The sequence below is a fragment of the Streptomyces sp. NPDC048196 genome (genome assembly GCF_040652715.1).
Classification (GTDB): Bacteria; Actinomycetota; Actinomycetes; order Streptomycetales; family Streptomycetaceae; genus Streptomyces; species Streptomyces siderophoricus.
Map to the genome: position 1 here is coordinate 467,687 of NZ_JBEZMM010000001.1, position 22,599 is coordinate 490,285.

Here is a 22,599-nt window from a genome sequence, read left to right on the forward strand (position 1 = left end):
GTACCGCGGGCGTCCCCGGGACCGGCAACGGGACGAGGGCGGCGACCGCCACCAGCTGACGGCCACGGCCGGACGACCGACACGACGAGGTAGAACGCGATGAACAACACCTGGGACCACACCTACGACGTGGTGGTGGTCGGCTCCGGCGCGGCGGGAATGGCCGCGGCCCTCACCGCCCGCCTGCGCGGACTGACCGCCCTCGTGGTCGAGAAGACCGACGTCTACGGCGGCACCACCGCCCTGTCCGGCGGCGCGGTCTGGGTGCCGAACAACTTCCACCTGGACGCCGCCGGGCTCGGCGACACCCCCGAGAAGGCCCGGGCCTACCTCGACGCCACCGTCGGCGACCGGGTCCCCGCCGACCGCAAGGACGCCTACCTGGAGCACGGACCGCGGATGGTGCGGGAGTTCCACGACCGCACGGCCGTGAAGTTCGTCTACACCCCCGGCTACTCCGACTACTACCCCGAGCGGCTCGGCGGCCACCCGCAGGGCCGCTCCATCGAACCGCGGATCTTCGACCTCAAGAAGCTCCCGCCCGAGCAGCGCACCACCCTGCGCCGGGCCGGGCTGCCCACCTACGGGCTGACCATCACCTCCCAGGACTTCCGCCACCTGAACATGGTCGGGCGTACCTGGGCCGGCAAGCGGACCTCGGCCAAAGTCGGCGCCCGGGCGGTCAAGGCCCTGCTGACCGGACAGAAGCTGCTCGCCCTCGGCGAGGCGCTGATCGCCCGGATGCGGCACTCGCTGGACCTCCTCGGCGGCGACCTGTGGCTGTCCGCACCGCTGACCGGCCTGGTGGAGGAGAACGGCCGGATCACCGGCGTCCGGGTCACCCTCGGCAACCGGGAGCTGGCCGTCCGGGCGACCGGGGGAGTGGTCCTCGCCTCCGGCGGCTTCTCGCACCACCAGCAACTGCGGGAGAAGTACCTGCCCGCGCCCACCTCCACCGAGTGGAGCGCCGCGGCCGAGGGCCAGACCGGAGACGCCCTGGAACTGGGCCTGGCCGCCGGCGCCGCCGTCGACCTGATGGACCGGGTCTGGGGCGCGCCCTCCGTGGTACCGCCCGAGGGCAAGCCGTTCTTCCTCGTCGCCGACCGCGGCGTTCCGGGGATGGTCATCGTCAACTCGGCGGGCGAGCGCTACGCCAACGAGGCCGCTCCATACCACGAGTTCGTCGACGCGATGTACGCCCACGACCGGCCCGAGGCGACCGCCGTGCCGTCCTGGCTGATCCTCGACGCCACCTCGAAGTCCCGCTACCTGTTCATGGGGCTGTTCCCGGGCCAGCCGTTCCCCAGGCCGTGGGTGGCGAGCGGATTCGTCAAGAAGGCCGGTTCGGTCGAGGAGTTGGCGACCCACCTCGGCATCGCCCCGGACCGGCTGCGCGCCACCGTGGACCGCTTCAACGGCTTCGCCCGGGCCGGCCGCGACGAGGACTTCCACCGCGGCGACAGCGTCTACGACCGCTACTACGGCGACCCCACACTGCCCAACCCCAACCTGGCGCCGCTGGAGAAGGGGCCGTACTACGCGATCCCGGTGCACCCGGGCGACATCGGCACCAAGGGCGGTCTGGTCACCGACGCCACGGCCCGGGTGCTGCGGGAGGACGGCACGGTCATCGAGGGCCTGTACGCCTCCGGCAACGTCTCGTCCGCGGTGATGGGCGAGACCTACCCAGGGCCCGGCGCGACCATCGGCCCGGCCATGACCTTCGGCTGGCTCGCGGCCCACCACATCGCCCGCACCTGACCCGTCCCACCCAGCGACAGAAGAGAAGGAGAAGACACATGCCACGCTTCGACGGACGGCGGGTCCTGGTCACCGGCGGTGGCTCCGGCATCGGCCGGGCGACCGTTTCGCGGCTCCTGGACGAAGGCGCGGCCGTCGTGGCCGCCGACGTGTCGGAGTCCGGGCTGAAGGAGACCGCCGCCCTGGTCGCCGGCCACGCCGACCGGCTGACCACCGCCGTGGTGGACATCGCCGACGAGGCGTCCGTACGAGAGGCGGTCGGCGGTGCCACCGCACAGCTCGGCGGTCTCGACGTGCTGGTCAACGCGGCCGGCATCCTGCGCTCCGCACACACCCACGCCACCACGCTGGAGTTCTGGAACACGCTCGTCGGGGTCAACCTCACCGGCACCTTCCTGATGACCCGCGAGGCACTGCCCGCGCTCCTGGCCACCGGCCGGGGCGTGATCGTCAATTTCAGCTCCACCTCGGCCGGCTTCGCCCACCCCTACATGGCGGCGTACGCGGCGACGAAGGGCGGCATCCAGTCCTTCACCCACGCCCTCGCGGCCGAGTACGCCAAGCAGGGGCTGCGGGCGGTGTGCGTGGCTCCGGGCAGCATCGCCAGCGGGATGACCGGCAACCCGGGGCTGCCCGAGGACACCGACCGGGAGCTCCTTGCCAAGCTGCGGCCGGCGCTGGTGGGGGAGGGCTTCGCCGACCCGGAGACCGGCTTCGCCGGACCGGAGGCCGTGGCGGGCGTCGTCGCGATGCTGGCCTCCGAGGACGGCGCCTTCATCACCGGGACCGAGATCCGCATCGACGGCGGCACCCACATGTGACCGCCGACAGACGCGACGACTTCACCGACCCACAAGAGGAGAGGACTTCGATGGCGGATCTGCAGGGCAAGACGGTGATCATCACCGGCGGGGCGCGGGGGCTCGGCGCGGAGACCGGCCGGGTCGCGGTCGCGGCCGGCGCCCGGGTGGTGCTCACCGACGTACTGGAGGAGGAGGGGCGGACCCTCGCCGAGAAGCTCGGCGAGAACGTCCGGTTCCTCCGGCACGACGTCACCTCCGAGGAGGACTGGCGCGAGGTCGTGGACGTCACGGTCGCCGCCTTCGGCCGGGTCGACGGGCTGGTCAACAACGCGGGCATCTCGGGCGGCTCCCACCCGCTGGAGGAGCAGTCGGTCGAGGGCTTCCGCCAGGTGATCGACATCAACCTCACCGGGGTCTTCCTCGGCATGCGGACGGTGATCCCGGTGATGAAGGAGAACGGCGGCGGCTCCCTCGTCAATATGTCCTCCGCGGCCGGACTCATGGGCCTGGCCCTGACCGCCGGGTACGGGGCGGCCAAGTGGGGAGTGCGCGGCCTGACCAAAGTCGGCGCCGTGGAGCTGGGCACCTCCCGGATCCGCGTCAACTCGGTCCACCCCGGCATGGTCCACACCCCGATGACCGCCCAGGTCGGCATAGCCCAGGGCGAGGGCAACTACCCCCAGACCCCCATGGCCAGGGTCGGCGAGCCCCCGGAGATCGCGGAGGCGGTCGCCTTCCTGCTCTCGGACGCCGCCTCCTACATCACCGGCGCCGAACTGGCCGTCGACGGCGGCTGGACCACCGGCCCGACGGTCCAGCAACTCATCGGCCGGTGAGCCGCCGAGGTGGGACGCGGGCCGGTGGGAGGGAAGCATCGATGAGCGACGCACAGACGATCGCCCGGCTCGCGGACTGGGCCGCTGAGCGGTACGGGGACGAGGAGGCCCTCGTCTTCGGCGAGGCCCGCTGGACGTTCGCCGAGCTGCGCGACCGGGTGGCCCGGACGGCACGTGCAGTGATCGCGCAGGGGGTGCGCCCCGGCGACGCGGTCGCCGTGTGGGCGCCCAACAGTGCCCGCTGGGTGGTGGCCGCGCTGGGCGCGGTGGCGGCGGGCGGGGTGCTGGTGCCGGTGAACACCCGCTACAAGGCGGCCGAGGCCGCAGACATCCTGCGCCGCTCCCGCACCCGTCTGCTCTTCACCGAGCACGACTTCCTGGGCACCGACTACCGGGCGTTGCTCGCGGACTCGGGCGAGCAACTCCCCCTGCTGGAACGGACGGTGGCCCTGCACTCCCCGGACTGGTCACGGTTCCTGTCAGGCGCGGAGCGGGTGACCGCACAGGAGCGGCTCGCCCGCACTCACTCCGTCCGCCCGACCGACACCGCCGACATCCTCTTCACCTCCGGCACCACGGGCCGCCCCAAGGGCGCCCCCGCCACCCACGCGCAGAACCTCCGGGTCTACGACGCCTGGGCCCGCGCGGTCACCCTCCGCCGAGGCGACCGCTACCTCCTGGTGAACCCGTTCTTCCACACCTTCGGCTACAAGGCCGGCATCATCGCCTGCCTGCTGCACGGGGCCACGATCGTCCCGGAGCAGGTCTTCGACGCGGGAACGGTCCTCCACCGGATACAGCACGAGCGGATCTCCGTCCTGACCGGCGCCCCCACGGTCTTCACCTCCCTCGTCCGCCACCCCGGGCGCGAGACCTACGACCTGACCTCGATGCGCACGGCGGTCACCGGCGCGGCCAACATTCCCACCGAACTCATCGAGCAGATAAGGGAGTTGCTCGGCGCCCGGAACGTCAGCACGGCGTACGGGCTGACCGAGGCGACGGGCGTGGTGACGATCTGCCCACCGCACGAGTCCCCGGAAACCCTGGCCCGTACCTGCGGGACCGCTCTTGCGGGCACCGAGCTGCGCATCGACGCACCGCCCGGGGAACCCGGCGAGATCCTCACCCGCGGCCACCACGTGATGCCCGGCTACCTCGACGACCCCGAGGCCACCGCCGAGGCCGTCGACGCGGACGGCTGGCTGCACACCGGGGACGTCGGCGTGCTGGACGAGCGCGGCTTCCTGCGGATCACCGACCGGCTCAAGGACATGTTCGTGGTGGGCGGGTTCAACGTGTACCCGGCGGAGGTGGAGCAGGTGCTGCGCGGCCATCCGGCCGTCGCGGACGCGGCGGTCGTGGGCACGCCGGACGGGCGGCTCGGGGAGGTCGGCGCCGCGTACTGCGTGCCGGCGGCCGGAGCCCGGATCGACGCGGCGGAACTGACCGCCTACACGCGTGAGCGCCTCGCCAACTTCAAGGTCCCGCGCGCCTTCCACCGGATGACCGAACTCCCGCACAACGCGGCGGGCAAGGTCGACAAGGACGCTCTGCGACGGCTGGTCCGCTCCGCCGGACGGCCACTGGATGAGGAGGGCACGAACGTGAACGACAGCAACCGCAGCACCGAATCCGTCGACGTCGTGGTCGTCGGAGCGGGCGTCACCGGCCTGTACGCCGTGCACAAGCTGCGCGGTCTCGGCTACCGCGTGCGCGGCTTCGAGCGCGGCGGCGACGTGGGCGGCGTCTGGTACTGGAACCGCTATCCGGGAGCCCGCTGCGACGTGGAGTCCGTCGACTACTCGTACTCCTTCGACGAGGACCTCCAACAGGAGTGGGACTGGAGCGAGAAGTACGCCACCCAGCCCGAGATCATGGACTACCTGCGCCATGTCGCCGACCGCTTCGACCTCCGGCGCAGTTACACCTTCGCCACCTCGGTGACCTCGGCCGAGCTGGACGAGGAGAGCCTGCGCTGGACGGTGCGCACCGACCGCGGCCAGGTGGTCTCGGCCCGGTTCTGCCTGTTCGCCGTCGGCTGCCTCTCCAGCACCCACCTGCCGGACATTCCAGGAGCCGGCGAGTTCACCGGCGCCACGTACCACACCGGTCAATGGCCCCACGACGGCGTGGACTTCACCGGGCTGCGCGTCGGCGTCATAGGCACCGGCTCCTCCGGCATCCAGTCGATCCCGCTGATCGCCGAGCAGGCCGCGCAGCTGACCGTCTTCCAGCGCAGCGCCAACTACAGCATCCCGGCCGGCAACGAGTCCCTGGACGACGAGGCGCGCAGCCAGCAGAAGGCCGGCTACCCCGAGCGGCGGCGGCTGTCCCGGCTCAGCGGTGGCGGCTCACCGCACACGGCACACCCGTCCAGGGCGTTCGAGGTCTCCGAGGAAGAGCGGCGGGCGGCGTTCGAGAAGCGCTGGGAACTGGGGGGCGTCCTGTATGCGAAGACGTTCCCCGACCAACTCTCCGACCTCCGGGCCAACGAGGCGGCCCGCGCGTTCTGGGAGGAGAAGGTCCGTGCCCTCATCGACGACCCGGAGGTCGCCGACCTGCTGGTCCCCACCGACCACCCGATCGGCACCAAGCGGATCGTCACCGACTCGGACTACTACGGGACGTTCAACCGCGACGACGTCCACCTGGTCAGCCTGCGTGAGAACCCGATCGAACGGATCGAGGGCGCCGGGATCGCGCTGGCGGACGGCACCGTGGTGGAGCTGGACGCGATCGTCTTCGCGACCGGCTTCGACGCGATGACCGGCGCGGTCGACCGGATCGACGTACGCGGCCGCGGCGGCCGGAGGCTGAAGGACGTCTGGGGAGAGGGCCCCCGCACCTACCTGGGCCTGGCGGTCGACGGCTTCCCGAACCTGTTCAACCTCACCGGGCCCGGCAGCCCGTCCGTGCTGGCCAACGTGGTCCTGTGTGCCGAACAGCACGGTGACTGGCTCGCCGACTGCCTGCGCCACCTCGACACCCACGGCTACCGCGCGATCGAGGCGCGCGGGGAGGCCGTCGAGCAGTGGGTCACGGAATGCCGCGACCGGGCGGCCGCCACCCTGTACCCCTCGGCGAACTCCTGGTACCTGGGCGCCAACATCCCGGGAAAGCCACGGGTGTTCATGCCGTTCATCGGCGGGCTCGGGGCGTACGGGGAGATCATCGCGGACGTGGCGGCCACCGGGTACCAGGGGTTCGACCTGATCAAGGGCTGACCGGTCCCTGATGCGGCGGCGCGCCCCGGCCCCCACCACAGTCGGTGCGGGCCGGGGCCGCGTCCCTCTGCACCCGACGTCCGCGCGGTCAGTCCACCTCAAGTGCCGTGCCCAGGGCGGCGAATGCGCGCTCGCGGGCCACGGCCGCCTCCGACAGAGCGCCGGCCATGGACAGGAAGCCGTGGAACATCCCGGCATAGTGGTGGGCCTCCACGGGCACCCCGGCCACGGTGAGAGCCTCCGCGTACGCCAGGCCCTCGTCCCGCAGGGGGTCGAGACCGGCGGTGACGACATACGCCGGCGGGAGCCCGGACAGGTCGGCGCAGGCCAGGGGAGCGGCACGGGGGTCGGCCGCGTATGCCGGCTCCGGCAGATACGCCTCCCAGTACCAGCGCAGATGGTCGGAGGTGAGGAAGTAGCCCTGGCCGTTCTCGCGGTGCGAGGGCCGCGAGCGGGTGGGGTCGAGCATCGGATAGTAGAGCGCCTGGAAGGCGATCGGAGGGCCGCCCCGGTCACGGGAGAGCAGGGTGAGGACGGTGGCGAGGTTGGCCCCCGCGCTGTCCCCCGCGACGGCGATCCGGCGGCCCGGGTACCTCGTCGCCGCCCACAGCAGCGCCGTGTACGCGTCCTCCGGGGCGGCGGGGAAGGGGTGCTCGGGGGCGCGGCGGTAGTCCACGGAGACCACGACCGCGCCCGTGGCGTCCGCGAGCGCCCGGCAGAAGCCGTCGTGGCTGTCGAGGTCGCACAGGACGAAGCCGCCACCGTGGCAGAACAGGACCACGGGGGCGCCCTCAGGGGAACCGCCGTGGTAGACGCGCACCGGCACGCCGTCCGCGTCCTCGTCCGACACGTGGGCAACGGCGAGCGGGCGCTCGGCCGGCCGTGGACGGGCGGCGAAGAAGGCCCGCACCTCGCCGATGTCCGTCATCTCCGTCCCCAACGGCGGGAAATGGGCGGTGGCCAGCTCGATCACCGCCCGCACCTCGGGACCGGGCCGGGTCATGAGCCCGCCCCCTCGTGGGGGAAGACCGGCATCCGGCCCGCCGACGCCCCGCCGTCCACCGCGAGTTCGGCACCGGACAGGTACGACGCGTCGTCGGAGGCGAGGAACGCAACGAGCCGGGCGACCTCCTCGGGCTCACCCACCCGCCCGAGCGGAGCGCCCGGATGGTCCTTGGTGCCCAGGTGAGCGGTCATCGCCGTGGCGATGGCCCCCGGGTGGACGGAGTTGACGCGGATGCCGTCCGCGCCCAGCTCCAGCGCCGCCGTCCTGGTCAGGCCGCGCAGCCCCCACTTCGCGGCGCCGTACCCGCCGTGCCCCCACATGCCCTGCAGACCGGCCTGCGAGGAGATGTTGACGATCGACCCGCCACCACCGGCTCCCATCACCCCCGCGGCGGCGCGGATACCGAGGAAGGGCCCGATCAGATTGACCCGCAGCAGCGCCTCCAGGCGGGCCGGGTCCTCCTCGACGATGGGCGAAGTGGTGTAGATCGCCGCGTTGTTGACGAGCACGTCGAGCCGGCCGAAGCCGTCCACGGCGGCGGCCACGGCAGCCTCCCAGGACGTCTCGTCGGTCACGTCATGCCGTACGAAACGGGCGGCGGAGCCGAGGGACGCGGCCGCCGCCTCGCCCTCGTCCTCCCGCAGGTCGGTCAGGACGACCCGCGCCCCGAGAGCGACGAACAGCCGTGCCTCGGCCTCGCCCATGCCGCGTGCCGCGCCGGTGACGAGCGCGACCTTCCCTGTCAGATCGACGGACATCAGCGGTCCTCCTGGTTACGGACGCTCGGAAGAAGCCCCGTGTCCCGCCGACACGGGGCGCCCCGAGCCTGCCCCTACCAGGCCCTTCGGCGGCACCGTCCGTTCCCGCTGAGTGGGATCTCCCCGCCCCGTCGGGCCCTGCCGGCAGGCCCGGGCACCGGCTCACGTCATGACCTGGCAACCACGGCAGCTCCGGAACGTCACACTCGATTCACCCTGGACTGGTGATCTGACTCCGCCCGTTGACACCGCATCCGCTCGTCGGACGCCTCAAGGAGTTGCTGCTTCCATGCACAGACCCGGTCGCCGTCACGTCACCCTCGCCACCGCCCTTGCCGCCGCCACCGCTGCCGCCGTGGTCGTCACCACCACGGCCGGTGCGTCCGGCCCCGAGGAGCAGGCCCGGAACGCCATCAAGAGCGGGAAGGCCAAGAACGTCATCCTGCTGATCGGTGACGGCATGGGCGACTCCGAGATCACCCTCGCCCGCGACTACACGGTCGGCGCGAACGGCCGCCTGAACATGGACAAGTTCCCGCTGACCGGCGCGTACACCACGTACGCCGTGCACGCGGACGGCACTCCGGACTACGTCACCGACTCCGCCGCCAGCGGCAGCGGTTGGGCGACCGGCGTGAAGACGGTCAACGGCCGTATCTCCAAGACGCCCGGCACCGACAAGGCCGTCCCGACCCTGCTGGAACTGGCGCAGAAGAACGGCTACGCCACCGGCAGCGTCACCACCGCCGAACTCACCGACGCCACCCCGGCCGTGCTCGCCTCGCACGCCACCGACCGCTCCTGCCAGGGCCCCGCCGACATGGCCAAGTGCCCGTCCGACACGATCGCCCGGGGCGGTCCGGGTTCCATCGCCGAGCAGTCGGTCAACCACCGGGCCGACGTGCTCCTCGGCGGCGGCAAGCAGCGCTTCGACCAGAAGGTCACCGACGGCGCCTACAAGGGGCTCACCGTCACCGAGCAGGCCCAGAAGCTCGGCTACCAGGTCGTCACCGACAACGCCGGCCTGAAGAACGTCAAGGCAGACAAGCCGGTGCTGGGCCTGTTCGCCTCCGGCAACGTTCCCACCGAATGGACCGGCAAGCCGGCGGCGGTCGGCGGCACGGACCCCCAGCGGTGCGTGACGTCCAACCCCAACCGCCCGGCCGCCACCCCGAGTCTCGCCGACTCCGCGACCAAGGCCATTCAGCTGCTGGCGGCCAAGCAGAAGCAGCGCCACTCCCGGCAGGGCTTCTTCCTGCAGATCGAGGGTGCCTCGATCGACAAGCAGGACCACGCGGCCGACCCGTGCGGTCAGATCGGCGAGACCGCCGCGTTCGACCGTGCCGTCAAGGTGGCCCGCGCCTACGCGGCCGCGCACCCCGACACCCTCGTGGTGACCACCGCCGACCACGGCCACACCAGCCAGATCGTGCCGTTGGAGGCCACTCCGCCCGGTATGTCCGCCACTCTCGTCACCGACGAGGGCCAGCAGCTGAAGGTCAACTACTCGACCAACACCCCGGGCCGGTCCCAGGAACACACCGGCACCCAGGTCCGCATCGCCGCCCAGGGCCCGCAGGCCTACCGCGTCCTCGGCGTCACCAACCAGACCGACCTGTTCACGACCATCCGCGAGGCCCTGCGCCTGCGCTGACCGCAGCAACCCGCACCGGCCGACCGCAACAGCCCGCCCAGGGGCTCACGGCCGGTGGGCGGCGAGCATGGCATGGGTGAGACGGGCGGTGGTGCGGTGCCACCGCCCGGCATCCCGCAGCATGGTGTGCCGGCCCCGGGCCATGGTGAGGAATTGAGCCTGCGCGCCTGCCTGGCGCGCACGTTCGCTGAAGTCGCGGGAGCCCTGGTAGTCGGTGATCCGGTCGCGGGCATCGTGGAGCAGCGCGAGAAGCTTCCCCCGCAGATGGGACACCGGCTCCCCGGGCGGGCACCAGGGCGCCAGCGCGACGACGCCGCGGACCGCCGGATGACCACCGGCGTGCAGCGCTGCCCGCCCGCCCATGGAATGACCGACGAGAACGATCGGCACGCCGGGGCAGTGCGCCACCAGCTCGTCGAGTGCCTGACCGGCGTCACGGGCGGCGTCGGCAGCCTCGCCGTTCCAGCCGCGACAGCGGTAGCGCACGGACGCGAGCAGGATGTCCTTCCCCTCCGCCGCCCGCGCGACGGCCCCCAGGAAGGGCCGCATGCGCAGGGCGGGGAGATTCAGCAGCGGCAGCGGGTCGGTGCTGTCGGCCTGACCACCGTGGAGGAACAGCACGGCGGACCGCGGCGCGGTGGGGCCGCGGTGGATGACGAGCCGCCGGCGCGCGGGATCCCGTCGCGGACTGCCGTCATCCGCAGCGTCGCTGCCGGTGATCATCGGTCGTGATCCTTTGCGTTGTGGGACGAGGGGATGACCGGGGAAGGCGCCCGCCCCGGTGGCCGGCCCCGCCAACTACGCCGCACAGCGTAACGCCATCCCGTAAGGCCATTCCGAGACGCCCTTCGGGGCCCGGGCGGTGGCGTCGCCCGGGCCGACGTGAACATCGTCACAACTGCCGTGTCACAGGGGTGCGTTGGCCACTCGCGGCTAGGACTTGCTGCATGACAGGGGCTGGAGTGGACGTGATCGCCCGTGGGGCGAGTGTGCACGGTCCGAGAGGGCCGGTGTTCGAGGGTGTGGATCTGGATGTGCCGGCGGGCGGGCTGCTGGCCGTGCACGGACCGGCAGGTAGCGGGCGTACGTCGCTGCTGCTCGCCCTGGCCGGGCGGATGCGGTTGTCCGGCGGGGCCGTCCGGGTCGGCGGGTACGTGCTGCCCGCGGAGGGCCGGCGGGTGCGCGCGGCCGTTGCCGTCGCCCGGGCGGCGCCCGCCGTCGCTCTCGAAGGGCGGCTGCGGGTGCAGGAGGTGATGGCCGAGCGGCGCCTCACCGGCGCAGGGGTGACCGAGCGGCGCATCCGCGAGGCGTTCGAGACCGTAGGCATCGGCCCACGCGGGACCGAGCTGGTGGAGGACCTCGACCCGGTCGACGCGCTGCTGCTGGCGACCGCGCTGGCCCTCGCCGAGCGTCCCGGCGCCCTCGTGGTCGACGATGTCGACGACGGCCTGCCGCCCGAGGCGCACGGCCGCGTGTGGCAGGCGCTGGACCAGGTCAGGAACGCCGGCCCCGGGCACACCGTACTGGCCGGGTGCCTTCGCACCCCGCCGCCCACCCCCGGCCTCGTCGCGCTGTCCCTTCCGCGGCGCAGCCGCGACCGCCTCCCGGCCCGGACGGCCGCCACGCGAGAGGACACCGACGCATGAAAGCCGTCAAGCTGGCACTGCTGGAACTCCGGCGTTTCCGCGGCCCGGTTCGCCGTCTGGTCCCGTTACTGCTGTGCCTGGTGCCGCTGCTGTACGGGGCCATGTACCTCTGGGCGAACTGGGACCCGTACGGCAAGACCGACCGGATGCCGGTGGCCGTCGTCAACCACGACCACCTGGCCCACGCCAAGCAGGGCCGCCGGGTGGACGCCGGTGATCAGCTGGTGAAACAGCTCAAGGCGTCCGGCACCTTCGACTGGCACTTCGTCGGCCAGGACGAGGCGCGGGACGGGCTGGAGCACGGCCGCTACTTCTTCACCATCGACATCCCGTCCGACTTCAGCCGCAAGATCGCCACCGGCGCCGACACCCGCCCCCAACAGGCCGGCATCCGGATCGAACTCAACGATGCCAACAACTACATCGCCGGCATCATGACCGAAGTGGTACAGACCAAGTTGCAGGACCAGATCAACTCCGCCACCCATGCCGCCTATGTGCGCAGCATCTACGGCGAACTCTCGGACGTACGCGGCAAGTTGACCACCGCCTCCGACGGCGCGCACCGGCTGGTGGGGGCCACCCGCGTGGCCCAGCAGGGCACGTCCACGATCACCTCGGCCACCGCCACCCTGCACGACGGGGCCGCCGACGTCGCCTCAGGGGCCCAGCAGATCGCCCGGGCCACCGGACAGATCGACGACCTTACGGGCCGTCTGGACCAGGCCGCCGCCGACCGGCTTCCCGGCGCCGCCTCCGCCCTTGTCACCACCGCCCGGCTGACCACCGACGGCCTGGACGCCGTGCACACCGCCACCACCGCCACCCGCAAAGGCACCTCCCGGGCCGTGGCCGACCTCACCGATCTCGCCGACAACCACCCAGAACTTCGCGACGACCCCGTCTACCGCACGGCCCTGAGCCACGCCCGCAGTCTGGACTCGACCGCCACCGCCCTCGACGGACGGGCCGCCGCCGCGGAGAACAACGCCCGCCGGGCCCTCCACGACGCCGAACGCCTCCAGGACGATGTCGGCTCCCTCCGGCGCGACGTGCTGGCCCTGCACACCCCGCTCCGCCTCGTCGACACCGGTTCGCACCGCGCGGCCGACGGCGCACACGGCCTCGTCGAGGGGCTCGCCACCCTGGAAAAGGGCTCCGGTGCCCTGCACACCGCCGCCGAGCAGGCGCACGGCGGCGCCTCGGAAGTCTCCCGCACCGTGGACGACGGACTGCACAAGATCCCCCGCACCAGCCCCGACCAGGTCGCCCACGCCGCCGAAGTGCTGGGCACGCCCGTGCACATCGACCGGACGAACCTGCACCCGGCCGGGGTCTACGGACGAGGGCTCGCACCGTTCTTCTTCGGCATCGCCCTCTGGGTGTTCGGCCTCTTCGCCTACCTGCTGATACGCCCCCTCAACACCCGGGCCCTGGCCGGCCGGGTCAGCGCCTTCACCACCGCCGTCGCGGGATGGCTGCCGGCCGCACTGCTCGGCGCCGTGGGAGCCCTGGTGCTCTACGGCGTCGTCGACCTGACCCTCGGACTGAACCCGCTCCACGGCTTCTGGACGCTCGCGCTCCTGGTCACCGCGGCGGGGGCGTTCGTGGCCGTCGACCACTGCCTGCGCACCGTGTTCGGGGTGCCCGGTGACGTCCTGTCGCTGGTCCTGCTCATCCTGCAGCTCACCGCCTCGGGCGGCCTCTACCCGCTGCCCACCGAACCGGCCTTCTTCCAGGTGCTGAACCCGATGCTCCCGATGACCTACCTCGTCGACGGCCTGCGCGTGACCGTCTCGGGCGGCCTCACCGGCAATCTGCTCCGGGACTTCGCGGTCCTCCTCGCCTGCACCGCCGGTTCCCTCGCCGTGACCGCCCTCGCCGTACGACGGCAACGGGTCTGGACGGTCGGGCGCCTCCATCCCGACGTCTCTCTGTAGAGGGCAGGCGACCCTCAGCGGTGCTGCTGGTGGGGGGAAGCAGGTTGGCCGGTGGGCCGGTCGGCTTCGGTGGCGGCCCAGGCGGCGAGGAGTTGCAAGGCGTCGTGGTCGGGCGTGCCGGGGGCGGCGCTGTAGGCGGTGAGGGTCAGACCGGGTTGGGCGGGCAGTTCCATGGCGTCGAAGTCGAGGGTGAGGACGCCGACGGCGGGGTGACGGAACGACTTGCGGCCGGTGTGGTGCAGGCGCACGTTGTGCTTGGCCCAGGCGGTGCGGAATTCTTCGCTGCGGGTGACGAGTTCGCCGATGAGTCCGGTCAGGTCGGTGTCGTTCGGGGCGCGCCCGGCTTCGGTGCGCAGCAGGGCGACGGTGGTGTTCACCGACTCCTCCCAGTGGGGGAAGAAGTCACGGCCGCCCGGGCTGAGGAACTGGGCGCGGGCGATATTGACGGTCCGGGCGGCGGGGTCGGGGAACAGCGGGGCGTACAGGGCGCGGCCGAGGGCGTTGGTGGCGAGGACGTCCAGGCGGCCGTTGCGGATGAAGGCGGGGCAGTCGGTCATGGAGCGCAGGACGCGCAGGACGCTGTCCGGGAGCGGGCCGCGGGCGCGTGGGGTGCGGCGGGCGGGGCGTTTGGCGGCGGCGCGGGCCAGGTCGTAGAGGTGCGCGCGTTCGGCGTCGTCGAGCTGGAGGGCGTTCGCGAGGGCGTCGAGGACCTCCTCGGAGGCGCCGGAGAGGTGGCCACGTTCGAGGCGGACGTAGTAGTCGATGCTGACCCCGGCGAGCAGGGCGACTTCCTCCCGGCGCAGCCCCGGCACCCGCCGGTTGCCGCCGTACGCGGGCAGCCCGGCCTGCTGCGGGGTGATCTTGGCACGGCGGGACGCCAGGAACTCGCGGATGTCGCTCTCCGTACTCACGCATCCCAGGCTAGGCGGGGCGGCACACATGTGGGGGGTTCTGTCAGTACCTGTACCGGCAGACCCTTCTCCACCAGCTTGACCTGCGGTTTCCTCGACAGCGGCGGCTGACGCTCCCGGAACGGACCGGGATGCGCCGACGAGCGCGGCCCCTGACCAGCAGCGCTGTCGCTCCGGCAGCGCACCGCCGGACCAGTTCGATCAAGGAATCCAGTCGTGGAACACGTCACCGACACCCCCACCGTGAAGGCCCCGGCCGAGCGCTTCACCGGCGATGTCTTTCTCCACCCGATCGCGACGCCCGCCGAGCCGGCCCGGCTGGCTGCGGCGCTGGTGCGTTTCACCCCCAGCGCCCGCACCCACTGGCACTCCCACGCCCTGGGCCAGGTCCTGCACATCACCGACGGGGTCGGCCTGGTCGGCACCCGTGACGGCAACGTCGTGCGCGTGCGCGCCGGCGAGACCGTGACGTGCCCGGCCGGCGAGGAGCACTGGCACGGTGCCACCGACACCACCCTCATGGCCCACCTCGCCATGGTCGTCGGTGACGGAAGCGGTGACGGCACCAGCTGGCTGGAGCAGGTCACCGACGAGCAGTACGCCGCAGCCCTGGCCACCCTCGGCCGGTGACGACCCGCCGGCCGCCACCCCACCTCGTGCACCGTGCCTCTCCCACCGACTGCGTACCGCACCGGTGCACTGCACCCCTCGACGAGCAGAAAGAGCGAAGTCCCATGCGGGCAGCATTCCTGTACAAAGCCGGTGACATCCGTGTCCAGGACGCCCCGGACCCCACCATCGAGCAGCCCACGGACGCCCTCGTGCGGATCGTCCGCACCTGCGTGTGCGGCAGCGACCTGCACCCCTACCACTCCCTGGCCGCCGCCGACGGACCCGTACCCATGGGCCATGAGTTCCTCGGCGTCGTCGAGGAGACCGGCTCCGAGGTCAGCGGACTCAGCCGCGGCGACCTGGTGGTCTCCCCGTTCGCCTTCGCCGACAACACCTGCGAGTTCTGCCGCGAGGGCCTGCACACCTCCTGCCTCCAGGGCGGCTTCTTCGCCGCCGGTGTCGGCGGCGCCCAGGCCGAGGCCGTCCGCGCCCCCCAGGCCCAGGGCACCCTGGTCAAGCTGCCGGGGGACGTCGACGAGAAGCTGCTGCCCTCGCTGCTGACCCTGGCCGATGTGTACGGCACCGGTCACCACGCCGCCAAGCAGGCCCGGGTGAAGCCCGGTGACAGCGTCACCGTCATCGGTGACGGCGCGGTCGGTCTGCTCGCGGTGCTGTCCGCCAAGCAGCTCGGCGCCGAACGCATCATCCTCATGGGCCGGCACCAGGCGCGCACCGACCTCGGCATCGCGTTCGGCGCCACCGACGTCGTCGCCGAGCGCGGCGAGGAGGGCATCGCCAAGGTGCGTGACCTGACCGGCGGCCACGGCACCCGCGCGGTCCTGGAGGCCGTCGGCCATATGCCCGCCTACGACATGGCCGTCGGCGCCGTGCGTCCCGGCGGCGTGATCAGCCGGGTCGGCGTGCCCCAGTACGAGGCGGCCCCGGTCGGCTTCACCAGCCTCTTCGGCCCCAACGTCACCCTCACCGGCGGACCCGCCCCCGTGCGCGCCTACATCGACGAGCTTCTGCCCGCCGTCCTGGACGGCAGCGTCGAACCCGGCCGCGTCTTCGACCGCACCCTCACCCTTGAGCAGGTGCCGGACGCCTACCGGGCCATGGACCAGCGCGAGGCCCTCAAGGTCCTCATCACCCCCTGACCCCCACGGGCCCAGACACCGGCAGGAGGCCGGGCGGCCAGGAAGAGGGGAGGCAAGGCGGTCAGGCGGTCAGGCGGTCAGGCCGAGCGTGGGCAGACGGTCAGGGTCGGTGAGGATGTCGAGGCCGGTGATGCGGCCGTCCCGGATGGTGAACGACATGACGGACAACGGCCGCCCCTCGGCGAAGGAGACAACGCCCGGTGTGCCGTTGACCAGCACCAGACGCGCGTCCGCCGCGAAGCGGGCGAAGGCGATCGCCTGGGACGCCACATCGGCCGCCCCGCGCCGCAGGATGCTCGGGACGAGCGTGCCGCCGTCGGAGCGCGCGACCACCTCGGGATCGAGGACGGCGAGGAGCGCTTCGAAGTCGCCACCGCGGGAGGCGGTCAGGAACGCGTTGACGACGTCGCGCTTGCGGGCGAGGTCCGTGTCCGCCGCCGGGGCGGCGCCCTGAACGCGGCGGCGGGCGCGGCTGGCGAGCTGGCGGGTGGAGACCGTGGTCCGGCCGAGGACGGGGGCGATGTCGTCGAAGGGCACGTCGAACATGTCGTGCAGGACGAAGGCGAGCCGCTCGGCCGGGGAGAGGGTCGCCAGCACGATCATGAGCGCGATGCCCACCGAGTCCGCGATCAGGATCTCCTGCTCGGGATCGACGCGGGCCGGCGCGGTGACCACCGGGTCGGGCAGCCGGACCGATCCGTCCTGCTCGGGCAGCGGATCCTCGCGGCGCGAGGTACGCGAGCGCAGCATGTCCAGGCATATCCGCCCGACGACCGTGGTGAGCCAGGCCCCGAGGTTCCGCACCTCGCCCACGTCGGTGCGGCTGAGCTTGAACCAGGCCTCCTGGACGGCGTCCTCCGCCTCGGCGAGCGATCCCAGCATCCGGTAGGCCACCGCGCGCAGCCCCGGCCGCTCCGCCTCGAAGCGGTCGGCCAGAGAAGAGATGTCGCTCACCTGTCATACCCCCGTGTCCGGATCCGTCGGTCCGGTGAAGACGCTAACGGATCACCAGGTAAGCCTCAGAAGAATGCCGTGATCAGCAGCAGTGCCCGGCTGACGCACCCCGCGCCGGTTCCGAGGCGCATGCCGCCCGGACATCGTCGGGCGTCGGGGTGGCCGGGTGGTCGGTGGCCGGCCCGGGATCCGTTGGGCAGGATGCAGGTGTGGCGAAGTCGTGGGCGTGTGAGGCATGTGGGGTGCGGCTTCCGGGGCGCTCGCGGCCCGGGGCGGACGGCAGGCAGCGAGGAGGCCGGCCGGCGCGGTACTGCTCCGACGCCTGCCGCCAGCGCGCGTTCCGGGAGCGGGCGGCCGCAGCGTCGCGTGCTGCCCCACGCGCCGAGCTGCCGGGCCGCGGACTCCCGGTCTCGCTCGACGCATTCGTGGGCCGCGACCGGGAGTTGGCGCGCTTACGGACGCTGCTGCGGTCGTCGCGACTGCTGACGCTGACCGGGCCCGGCGGAGTGGGCAAGACACGGCTGGCGGTCGAGCTCGCGGGCGGTGTGCGCGGCGGACGCGCGGGCCGTGCCCAGTTGGTGGAGCTGGACGGGCTGCACGACGGTGAGCTGCTGCCGCAGACCGTGGCCGCCGCCCTCGGCGTACGGGAGCGGGCCGGCCGGGCGGGGCAGGAGGCGTTGGTCCACGCCTTGGAGAAGCGCAACACCCTGCTCCTCCTCGACAACTGCGAGCATCTGGCCGAGCCCTGCGCAGCGTTGGCCGCGGCACTCCTCGCCCGCTGTCCCGGCCTGCGGATTCTCGCCACCAGCCGAGAGCCGCTGCGGGTGCCCGGCGAGGTGGTCTTCCGCGTCGGCATCTTGTCGCTGCCGCCGGCCCCGGCAGGCGCCGGCGGGGAGCATCACGGGAACCAGGGCGACCATCATGAGGACCAGGGCATCGACCCGCTGCTCCGGTCGGACGCGGTCAGGCTTTTCCTGGAACGTGCCCGTACCTGTGACGCGGGGTTCGACCCAACCCCCGGTGACGTCCGGACCGTGGCCGAGATCTGCCGGCGGCTGGACGGGCTGCCGCTGGCCATCGAACTCGCGGCGGGCCGTACGGCATCGCTCCGGCCGGCCGGGATCCTGCGCGGGCTGGACGATCAGCTGTCGCTCCTGACCGACGGCAGCAGGACAGGGCCGGGGCGCCACCGCCAGCTCGGGGCCACGATCGACTGGAGCCATCGCCTGCTGGATCCGCTGGAAAGGACGGTTTTCCGGCGGCTGTCGGTGCTCGCGGGCGGGTTCGACGCGGAGAGCGCGGCCGCGGTCTGTGCGGATCGCGGTCCGGCCGTCGACCGTGCCGAGGGCGGCGACCGTTCCGGCGACGGGCGGTGCGGCGTACGACGGAGCCAGGTGTTGCCCGTGCTGTGCGCCCTGGAGGCCAAGTCCTTGATCGTGCGGATGCCCGGGGAGGCGCCGGGGACGGCGAGGTTCCGGCAGCTCGCGGCGATCCGGGCGTACGGGATGGACCGGCTCGCCGAGGCCGGGGAGCTGCCGGCCGTCTGGGACCGGGCGATGGACCGGCTGGCCGGGCAGGCGGTCGAGAGCGCCGCCCTGGTGTTCCCCGACGGCGCCGCCCTGCCGCTGGCCCGGGAACAGGAGAACCTCGCGGCAGCCGTGGCCCGCGCCGCCGAGCGGAGCGACCCCCGGCACACCGCGCTCGCCCTCGCGTTGGCCCGGCTCCACTACCAGCAGGAGCAGTTGACGGCCGCCCGTACGCTGCTGGCCGAGGTGCTGGCTCGGACCGCGTACGGCTCCCCGGACCACGGTGCGGCGCTGGCACTGGCCGCCCGCGCGGCCTGTCAGCAGGCCGACCGCTCGGCAGCGCTCACCTTCGCCCGCGAAGCGGTCGCCGTGGCACGCGCCGGCCCACCGCACCCCGGCCGGCTGGCCAACGCCCTGGACGCCCTGGCGGCCGCGCACCTGTGCCGCGGTGCCCACCACGACGCCGTCGCCGTCTTCGTCGAGTGTCTGGCGGTGGTCCGTACGCTGGACCGCCCGCTGGACATCGCCGTGTGCCGGCACCACCTCGCCTGGGCCCTGCTCCAGACGGGCGACACCGCGCAGGCGGCCGCCGTGATGGAGGAGTGCCTCCCCGCCCTGGAATCCGGCGCTCCGCCGGGGCAGGCAGCGGCTGCCCTGCACACCGCGGGCGCGATCCAGATGGCGCAGGGGAACTGGGACGCCGCCGAGAGCAGGTTCGCCGAGGTGCTGGTGAAGGTGCCGGACGGGGAGAGCCTGCATGCGCTCTATCCGGTGGAGGGCCTGGCCATCGTGGCGGCCGAACGCGGCGCTCCCGAACGGGCGTTACGGCTCTACGCCGCGGCCGACGCGGCGCGGCGACGCACCGACACCGAACCGGAAGCGAGCTGGCGTAGAAAGGTGGAGTCGGCCGCAGCCCGGGCCAGACAGCGGCTCCACCCTGCACGGGCCGACGCGGCGATCACCGCCGGCCGCCGCCTGCGCGGGGAACGGTTGCTGTCCTACGCCGTACCCGGCAACGCAGCAGCCGACTGCTTGACGCACCATGCTGAGCACACCGACATCGCGCGCCGGACCTCGACCGAAGCAAGCAACTTGGCGCCCCAACTACCGCTCACCGCACGCGAACTGACGGTCTCCCAGCTCGTCGCCCAGGGAATGACCAACCAGCAGATCGCCACGCAACTGGGCGTGTCCAAGAGCACGGTCGCCAGTCATCTCGACCGGGTGCGGGACAAGCTGGGTGTCCGCTCCCGTACGCAGATCGCCGTCCGGGTCACCGGACGGGCGGATGGGCCCGGCTCCGGGGACGAGCCTGCGTAGCTCCGGCCAGGATCCGCCGGACAAGCTCTCGGCTCCCCGTGGGGTTTCGTCACGCCCGTAACTGGCCGGTCATTCGACGGATGTGCGCGGTCGACCTGACCACGGAGGCTGGCCTGAGCCGGGGGAGCAGCTCATCTTCCCCGGTGCTCTCCCCGACACCACCCTCCCGCAAAGGAGACGCGATGCGGTACGCCGACGAGACCGGCCCGGACGGTGCTGCACCAGGAAAACAGCGCAGTTCGCGCAGGTCCTTCATCAGGTCGACCTCCGTCGGAGTGACGGCAGTGGCGCTCGGTGCGAGCGTGACTGCCGCTGCCGGCCCGCCGGCCCAAGCAGCAGAGGAGGCAGCCCCGGGAGCCCGGCGCGGCAGCCGTCCGCTCGCCGTCACCCCGGCCTGCTCGGGCCACGAAACACCGGCATCCATCGAGGGCCCGCTGTTCAAGCCCAACTCCCCCGAGCGCAGCGATCTGATCACGCCGGCGATCCAGGGCGTACGGCTCGACCTCAGCGGCGTCGTGTACGACACGTCCTGCAAGCCCCTGCCCGAAACGCTCATCGAGTTCTGGCAGTGCGACCAGAACGGTGACTACGACACCTCGGGCTTCTCCCTGCGCGGCCACCAGTACACCGACAGCAGGGGTGCCTACCGACTCCGCACCATCATCCCCCGTGACTACTGGGGCCGTTGGGGCCAACGGGCCCCCCACATCCACACCCAGCTCCAGGCCTCCGGCGGCCCGGTGCTCATCACCCAGCTGTACTTCCCCGACAACACCCAGGCGTACGGCAGGGACTTCGCCGCGCTCAACGCCGCCGACCGACTCCTCAACCGCGCCTGCACGATCAGCCTCACCGGCCCGGAGGACGGCCGCTACACGGGTGCCTTCGACTTCGTCATCACGACAACGGTCTAGGCACCGTCCACCCACCCCCCCATCCGGACAAGGAATGCGTATGCCCTCGCACAGCCCCTCCGCCCGGCGGCGATCCGTCCGGGTCTCCCTGCTGGCCGCCCTCGCCACCACGGTCGTCACCGGGAGCCTGGTCCTGGCCGGCCAGAGCGGTGATCCGACCACTCCGGCCGCGGCCACCGCTCCCGCGGCGTCCCCCGCCGCCCCGCACACCGGGCAGTGGCAGGCAACCCCGGTGCCCGTCAAGAAGGGCGATCTGACCGCCGTCGCCGCACTGAGCGATCAGCAGGCCTGGGCCGTCGGCTACCGGCTCAAGAGCGCCACCTCGGTGGAGGCGATCGCCCTGCGCTGGGACGGGACCTCGTGGACCCAGGAATCCACCCTCCCCGACAACAGCTTCCCGCAGGCGCTCGCCGTCCGCTCGGCCACCGACATCTGGGCGGTGGGCAGCGCCTCGGCCCATTGGGACGGCACCAAGTGGACCGCGTACCAGCTGGCCAACGACCCCTCCGGCCATGTCGTCCCGGACGCCGTGACCACCACCTCCGACGGGAAGGTGTGGACGGTGGGCCGGGCCATGGGCCGGTCGATCAAGGACGGCGTCCCGGCCATCCAGTCCTGGGACGGCAAGGCCTGGCACCGGCAGCCGCTGCCCGATGTCGGCAAGGGCGAACTCAGCGCCGTCACGGCGGTCGCGCCCGACGACATCTGGGCCGCGGGAGCCGCCTACGCCACCGATGACAAGTCCCCACAGTCGGCGCTGCTGCTGCACTTCGACGGCAGCAGTTGGCGGCGCGTCGCCGCACCCGGCCCGCAATCCACCCACAACTGGCTCGGTGCGATCACTGCCCTCTCGGCGGACGACATCTGGGCGGTGGGCGGGAGCACCACCGGCAGCACGGAGCGGCCGCTCGCGGTGCACTGGAACGGCAGCACCTGGACCACGGCCACCACACCGGACGTGGCCGACGGCCGGCTCCGCGCCGTAGGCAAAACCGGCACCGGCGAGCTGTGGGCCCTCGGCGGCAAGGGGGCAGCCCCCGTTGCCCTGCGCTGGAACGACCAGCGCGACCAGTGGGAGAAGACCACCGCCCCGGACCTCGTCATCCGCAGCTCCACCACCGTGCCCCACAGCGCCGGCCTGTGGGCCACCGGAATCTCCCGCCACGGCGACCTCATTCCGACGATCACCCGCCTCGAGAACTGATCGCGGTCAGCAGGCACAGAAGCGGGTTTCTCCCTGCCCGAGGAAGCCCCTCAGGAAGGCTTCGGCCGAAGGGGAGAAGTGATGTGACGCAACTTCGCTCACAGCAAACCCGGCCCTGGCCGCCCGCGAAGCGGTCGTCTCGGTCAGCCTGCGCTGCGCCGGCCAGGGCTGCCTGCAACGCTCCCTCGCCACCGCCCTGCTCTGCCGCTTGCGCGGTGCCTGGCCGACCTGGTGCACCGGTGCGTACCCATCCCTTCGCCGCCCATGCCTGGGCCGAGGCCGAAGGCCCTCCCGTAGGGGTGCCCCACCCCAAGGGTCACTTCAAACCGCTGATCGCCGTCCCACCCCTCTCGCCGGCAGGGGAGTAGCT

At 72.4% G+C, this 22,599-nt stretch carries 17 protein-coding genes and 2 pseudogenes; 14 read left to right on the forward strand and 5 right to left on the reverse strand.

Going from position 1 to position 22,599, the window contains the following annotated elements:
• Positions 1 to 99 precede the first annotated feature (99 nt).
• The 5 genes and pseudogenes from AB0E02_RS02240 to AB0E02_RS02260 all read left to right on the forward strand — a co-directional run bounded on the left by AB0E02_RS02240 (position 100) and on the right by AB0E02_RS02260 (position 6,627).
• Complete coding sequence (locus AB0E02_RS02240) at positions 100 to 1,761, forward strand: FAD-dependent oxidoreductase (protein ID WP_362135011.1); 1,662 nt, start codon at positions 100 to 102, stop codon at positions 1,759 to 1,761.
• Positions 1,762 to 1,799: 38 nt separating this feature from the next.
• A complete protein-coding gene (locus AB0E02_RS02245) occupies positions 1,800 to 2,582 on the forward strand; it encodes an SDR family NAD(P)-dependent oxidoreductase (protein WP_362135013.1) in 783 nt (260 codons plus the stop codon).
• A gap of 50 nt (positions 2,583 to 2,632) precedes the next feature.
• Positions 2,633 to 3,400: a glucose 1-dehydrogenase gene (locus AB0E02_RS02250; RefSeq protein WP_362135015.1), complete on the forward strand. Its 768-nt coding sequence runs from the start codon at positions 2,633 to 2,635 to the stop codon at positions 3,398 to 3,400.
• Positions 3,401 to 3,441: 41 nt separating this feature from the next.
• Positions 3,442 to 4,959, forward strand: a pseudogene (locus AB0E02_RS02255) (FadD3 family acyl-CoA ligase); the annotation flags it as partial.
• An 87-nt stretch (positions 4,960 to 5,046) separates the two neighbouring features.
• Positions 5,047 to 6,627 carry an NAD(P)/FAD-dependent oxidoreductase gene (locus AB0E02_RS02260; RefSeq protein ID WP_362135555.1) on the forward strand — a complete coding sequence of 527 codons (1,581 nt, stop codon included), beginning with the start codon at positions 5,047 to 5,049 and terminating at the stop codon, positions 6,625 to 6,627.
• Positions 6,628 to 6,715: 88 nt separating this feature from the next.
• Here the strand turns inward: AB0E02_RS02260 and AB0E02_RS02265 are convergent, their stop codons facing one another.
• Together AB0E02_RS02265 and AB0E02_RS02270 are read right to left on the reverse strand one after the other, a co-directional pair.
• Positions 6,716 to 7,630: an alpha/beta hydrolase gene (locus AB0E02_RS02265; protein ID WP_362135017.1), complete on the reverse strand. Its 915-nt coding sequence runs from the start codon at positions 7,628 to 7,630 to the stop codon at positions 6,716 to 6,718.
• Positions 7,627 to 8,391, reverse strand: a complete 765-nt coding sequence (locus AB0E02_RS02270) for a glucose 1-dehydrogenase (RefSeq protein WP_362135019.1) — start codon at positions 8,389 to 8,391, stop codon at positions 7,627 to 7,629. Before AB0E02_RS02270 ends, AB0E02_RS02265 begins: the two co-directional genes overlap by 4 nt.
• A 289-nt stretch (positions 8,392 to 8,680) precedes the next feature.
• On the opposite strand from AB0E02_RS02270, the gene AB0E02_RS02275 reads away from it, so the two are divergent.
• Positions 8,681 to 10,045, forward strand: a complete 1,365-nt coding sequence (locus AB0E02_RS02275; RefSeq protein WP_362135021.1) for an alkaline phosphatase — start codon at positions 8,681 to 8,683, stop codon at positions 10,043 to 10,045.
• A 45-nt stretch (positions 10,046 to 10,090) separates the two neighbouring features.
• Here AB0E02_RS02275 and AB0E02_RS02280 read toward each other — a convergent pair whose 3' ends face one another.
• Complete coding sequence (locus tag AB0E02_RS02280; RefSeq protein ID WP_362135023.1) at positions 10,091 to 10,768, reverse strand: alpha/beta fold hydrolase; 678 nt, start codon at positions 10,766 to 10,768, stop codon at positions 10,091 to 10,093.
• A gap of 224 nt (positions 10,769 to 10,992) precedes the next feature.
• Here AB0E02_RS02280 and AB0E02_RS02285 point away from each other — a divergent pair, with 224 nt between their 5' ends.
• A complete protein-coding gene (locus AB0E02_RS02285; RefSeq protein WP_362135025.1) occupies positions 10,993 to 11,691 on the forward strand; it encodes an ATP-binding cassette domain-containing protein in 699 nt (232 codons plus the stop codon).
• Positions 11,688 to 13,631, forward strand: coding sequence for a YhgE/Pip domain-containing protein (locus tag AB0E02_RS02290; RefSeq protein WP_362135027.1), 1,944 nt, complete (start codon positions 11,688 to 11,690; stop codon positions 13,629 to 13,631). Before AB0E02_RS02285 ends, AB0E02_RS02290 begins: the two co-directional genes overlap by 4 nt.
• A gap of 14 nt (positions 13,632 to 13,645) precedes the next feature.
• On the opposite strand, the gene AB0E02_RS02295 is transcribed toward AB0E02_RS02290, so the two are convergent.
• Positions 13,646 to 14,542 carry a helix-turn-helix transcriptional regulator gene (locus AB0E02_RS02295; RefSeq protein ID WP_362135029.1) on the reverse strand — a complete coding sequence of 299 codons (897 nt, stop codon included), beginning with the start codon at positions 14,540 to 14,542 and terminating at the stop codon, positions 13,646 to 13,648.
• Between the two features lie 216 nt (positions 14,543 to 14,758).
• Here AB0E02_RS02295 and AB0E02_RS02300 point away from each other — a divergent pair, with 216 nt between their 5' ends.
• Together AB0E02_RS02300 and AB0E02_RS02305 are read left to right on the forward strand one after the other, a co-directional pair.
• Positions 14,759 to 15,172 carry a cupin domain-containing protein gene (locus tag AB0E02_RS02300; protein ID WP_362135031.1) on the forward strand — a complete coding sequence of 138 codons (414 nt, stop codon included), beginning with the start codon at positions 14,759 to 14,761 and terminating at the stop codon, positions 15,170 to 15,172.
• A gap of 104 nt (positions 15,173 to 15,276) precedes the next feature.
• Complete coding sequence (locus AB0E02_RS02305; protein ID WP_362135033.1) at positions 15,277 to 16,311, forward strand: alcohol dehydrogenase catalytic domain-containing protein; 1,035 nt, start codon at positions 15,277 to 15,279, stop codon at positions 16,309 to 16,311.
• A 69-nt stretch (positions 16,312 to 16,380) separates the two neighbouring features.
• On the opposite strand, the gene AB0E02_RS02310 is transcribed toward AB0E02_RS02305, so the two are convergent.
• The gene (locus tag AB0E02_RS02310; RefSeq protein WP_362135036.1) at positions 16,381 to 17,265 is read right to left on the reverse strand and encodes a sigma-70 family RNA polymerase sigma factor; all 885 of its coding nucleotides are present in this window, start codon (positions 17,263 to 17,265) and stop codon (positions 16,381 to 16,383) included.
• A gap of 425 nt (positions 17,266 to 17,690) precedes the next feature.
• Here AB0E02_RS02310 and AB0E02_RS02315 point away from each other — a divergent pair, with 425 nt between their 5' ends.
• The 4 genes and pseudogenes from AB0E02_RS02315 to AB0E02_RS02330 all read left to right on the forward strand — a co-directional run.
• Positions 17,691 to 20,111, forward strand: coding sequence for a LuxR C-terminal-related transcriptional regulator (locus AB0E02_RS02315; RefSeq protein WP_362135038.1), 2,421 nt, complete (start codon positions 17,691 to 17,693; stop codon positions 20,109 to 20,111).
• Positions 20,112 to 20,293: 182 nt separating this feature from the next.
• Positions 20,294 to 21,025 (forward strand): dioxygenase, encoded by a 732-nt coding sequence (locus AB0E02_RS02320; protein ID WP_362135040.1) that lies wholly within the window; start codon positions 20,294 to 20,296, stop codon positions 21,023 to 21,025.
• 40 nt (positions 21,026 to 21,065) lie between these two features.
• Positions 21,066 to 22,229, forward strand: a complete 1,164-nt coding sequence (locus tag AB0E02_RS02325; RefSeq protein WP_362135042.1) for a hypothetical protein — start codon at positions 21,066 to 21,068, stop codon at positions 22,227 to 22,229.
• A 118-nt stretch (positions 22,230 to 22,347) separates the two neighbouring features.
• Positions 22,348 to 22,597 (forward strand): annotated as a pseudogene (locus AB0E02_RS02330) (lasso peptide biosynthesis B2 protein); the annotation flags it as partial.
• Positions 22,598 to 22,599 lie beyond the last annotated feature (2 nt).

Coding starts and splice junctions, on each gene's coding strand:
- AB0E02_RS02270 (WP_362135019.1), bottom strand. CDS start 8,391: ATGTCCGTCGATCTGACAGGGAAGGTCGCGCTCGTCACCGGCGCGGCA.
- AB0E02_RS02325 (WP_362135042.1), top strand. CDS start 21,066: ATGCCCTCGCACAGCCCCTCCGCCCGGCGGCGATCCGTCCGGGTCTCC.
- AB0E02_RS02265 (WP_362135017.1), bottom strand. CDS start 7,630: ATGACCCGGCCCGGTCCCGAGGTGCGGGCGGTGATCGAGCTGGCCACC.
- AB0E02_RS02245 (WP_362135013.1), top strand. CDS start 1,800: ATGCCACGCTTCGACGGACGGCGGGTCCTGGTCACCGGCGGTGGCTCC.
- AB0E02_RS02280 (WP_362135023.1), bottom strand. CDS start 10,768: ATGATCACCGGCAGCGACGCTGCGGATGACGGCAGTCCGCGACGGGAT.
- AB0E02_RS02250 (WP_362135015.1), top strand. CDS start 2,633: ATGGCGGATCTGCAGGGCAAGACGGTGATCATCACCGGCGGGGCGCGG.
- AB0E02_RS02275 (WP_362135021.1), top strand. CDS start 8,681: ATGCACAGACCCGGTCGCCGTCACGTCACCCTCGCCACCGCCCTTGCC.
- AB0E02_RS02320 (WP_362135040.1), top strand. CDS start 20,294: ATGCGGTACGCCGACGAGACCGGCCCGGACGGTGCTGCACCAGGAAAA.
- AB0E02_RS02290 (WP_362135027.1), top strand. CDS start 11,688: ATGAAAGCCGTCAAGCTGGCACTGCTGGAACTCCGGCGTTTCCGCGGC.
- AB0E02_RS02285 (WP_362135025.1), top strand. CDS start 10,993: ATGACAGGGGCTGGAGTGGACGTGATCGCCCGTGGGGCGAGTGTGCAC.
- AB0E02_RS02305 (WP_362135033.1), top strand. CDS start 15,277: ATGCGGGCAGCATTCCTGTACAAAGCCGGTGACATCCGTGTCCAGGAC.
- AB0E02_RS02240 (WP_362135011.1), top strand. CDS start 100: ATGAACAACACCTGGGACCACACCTACGACGTGGTGGTGGTCGGCTCC.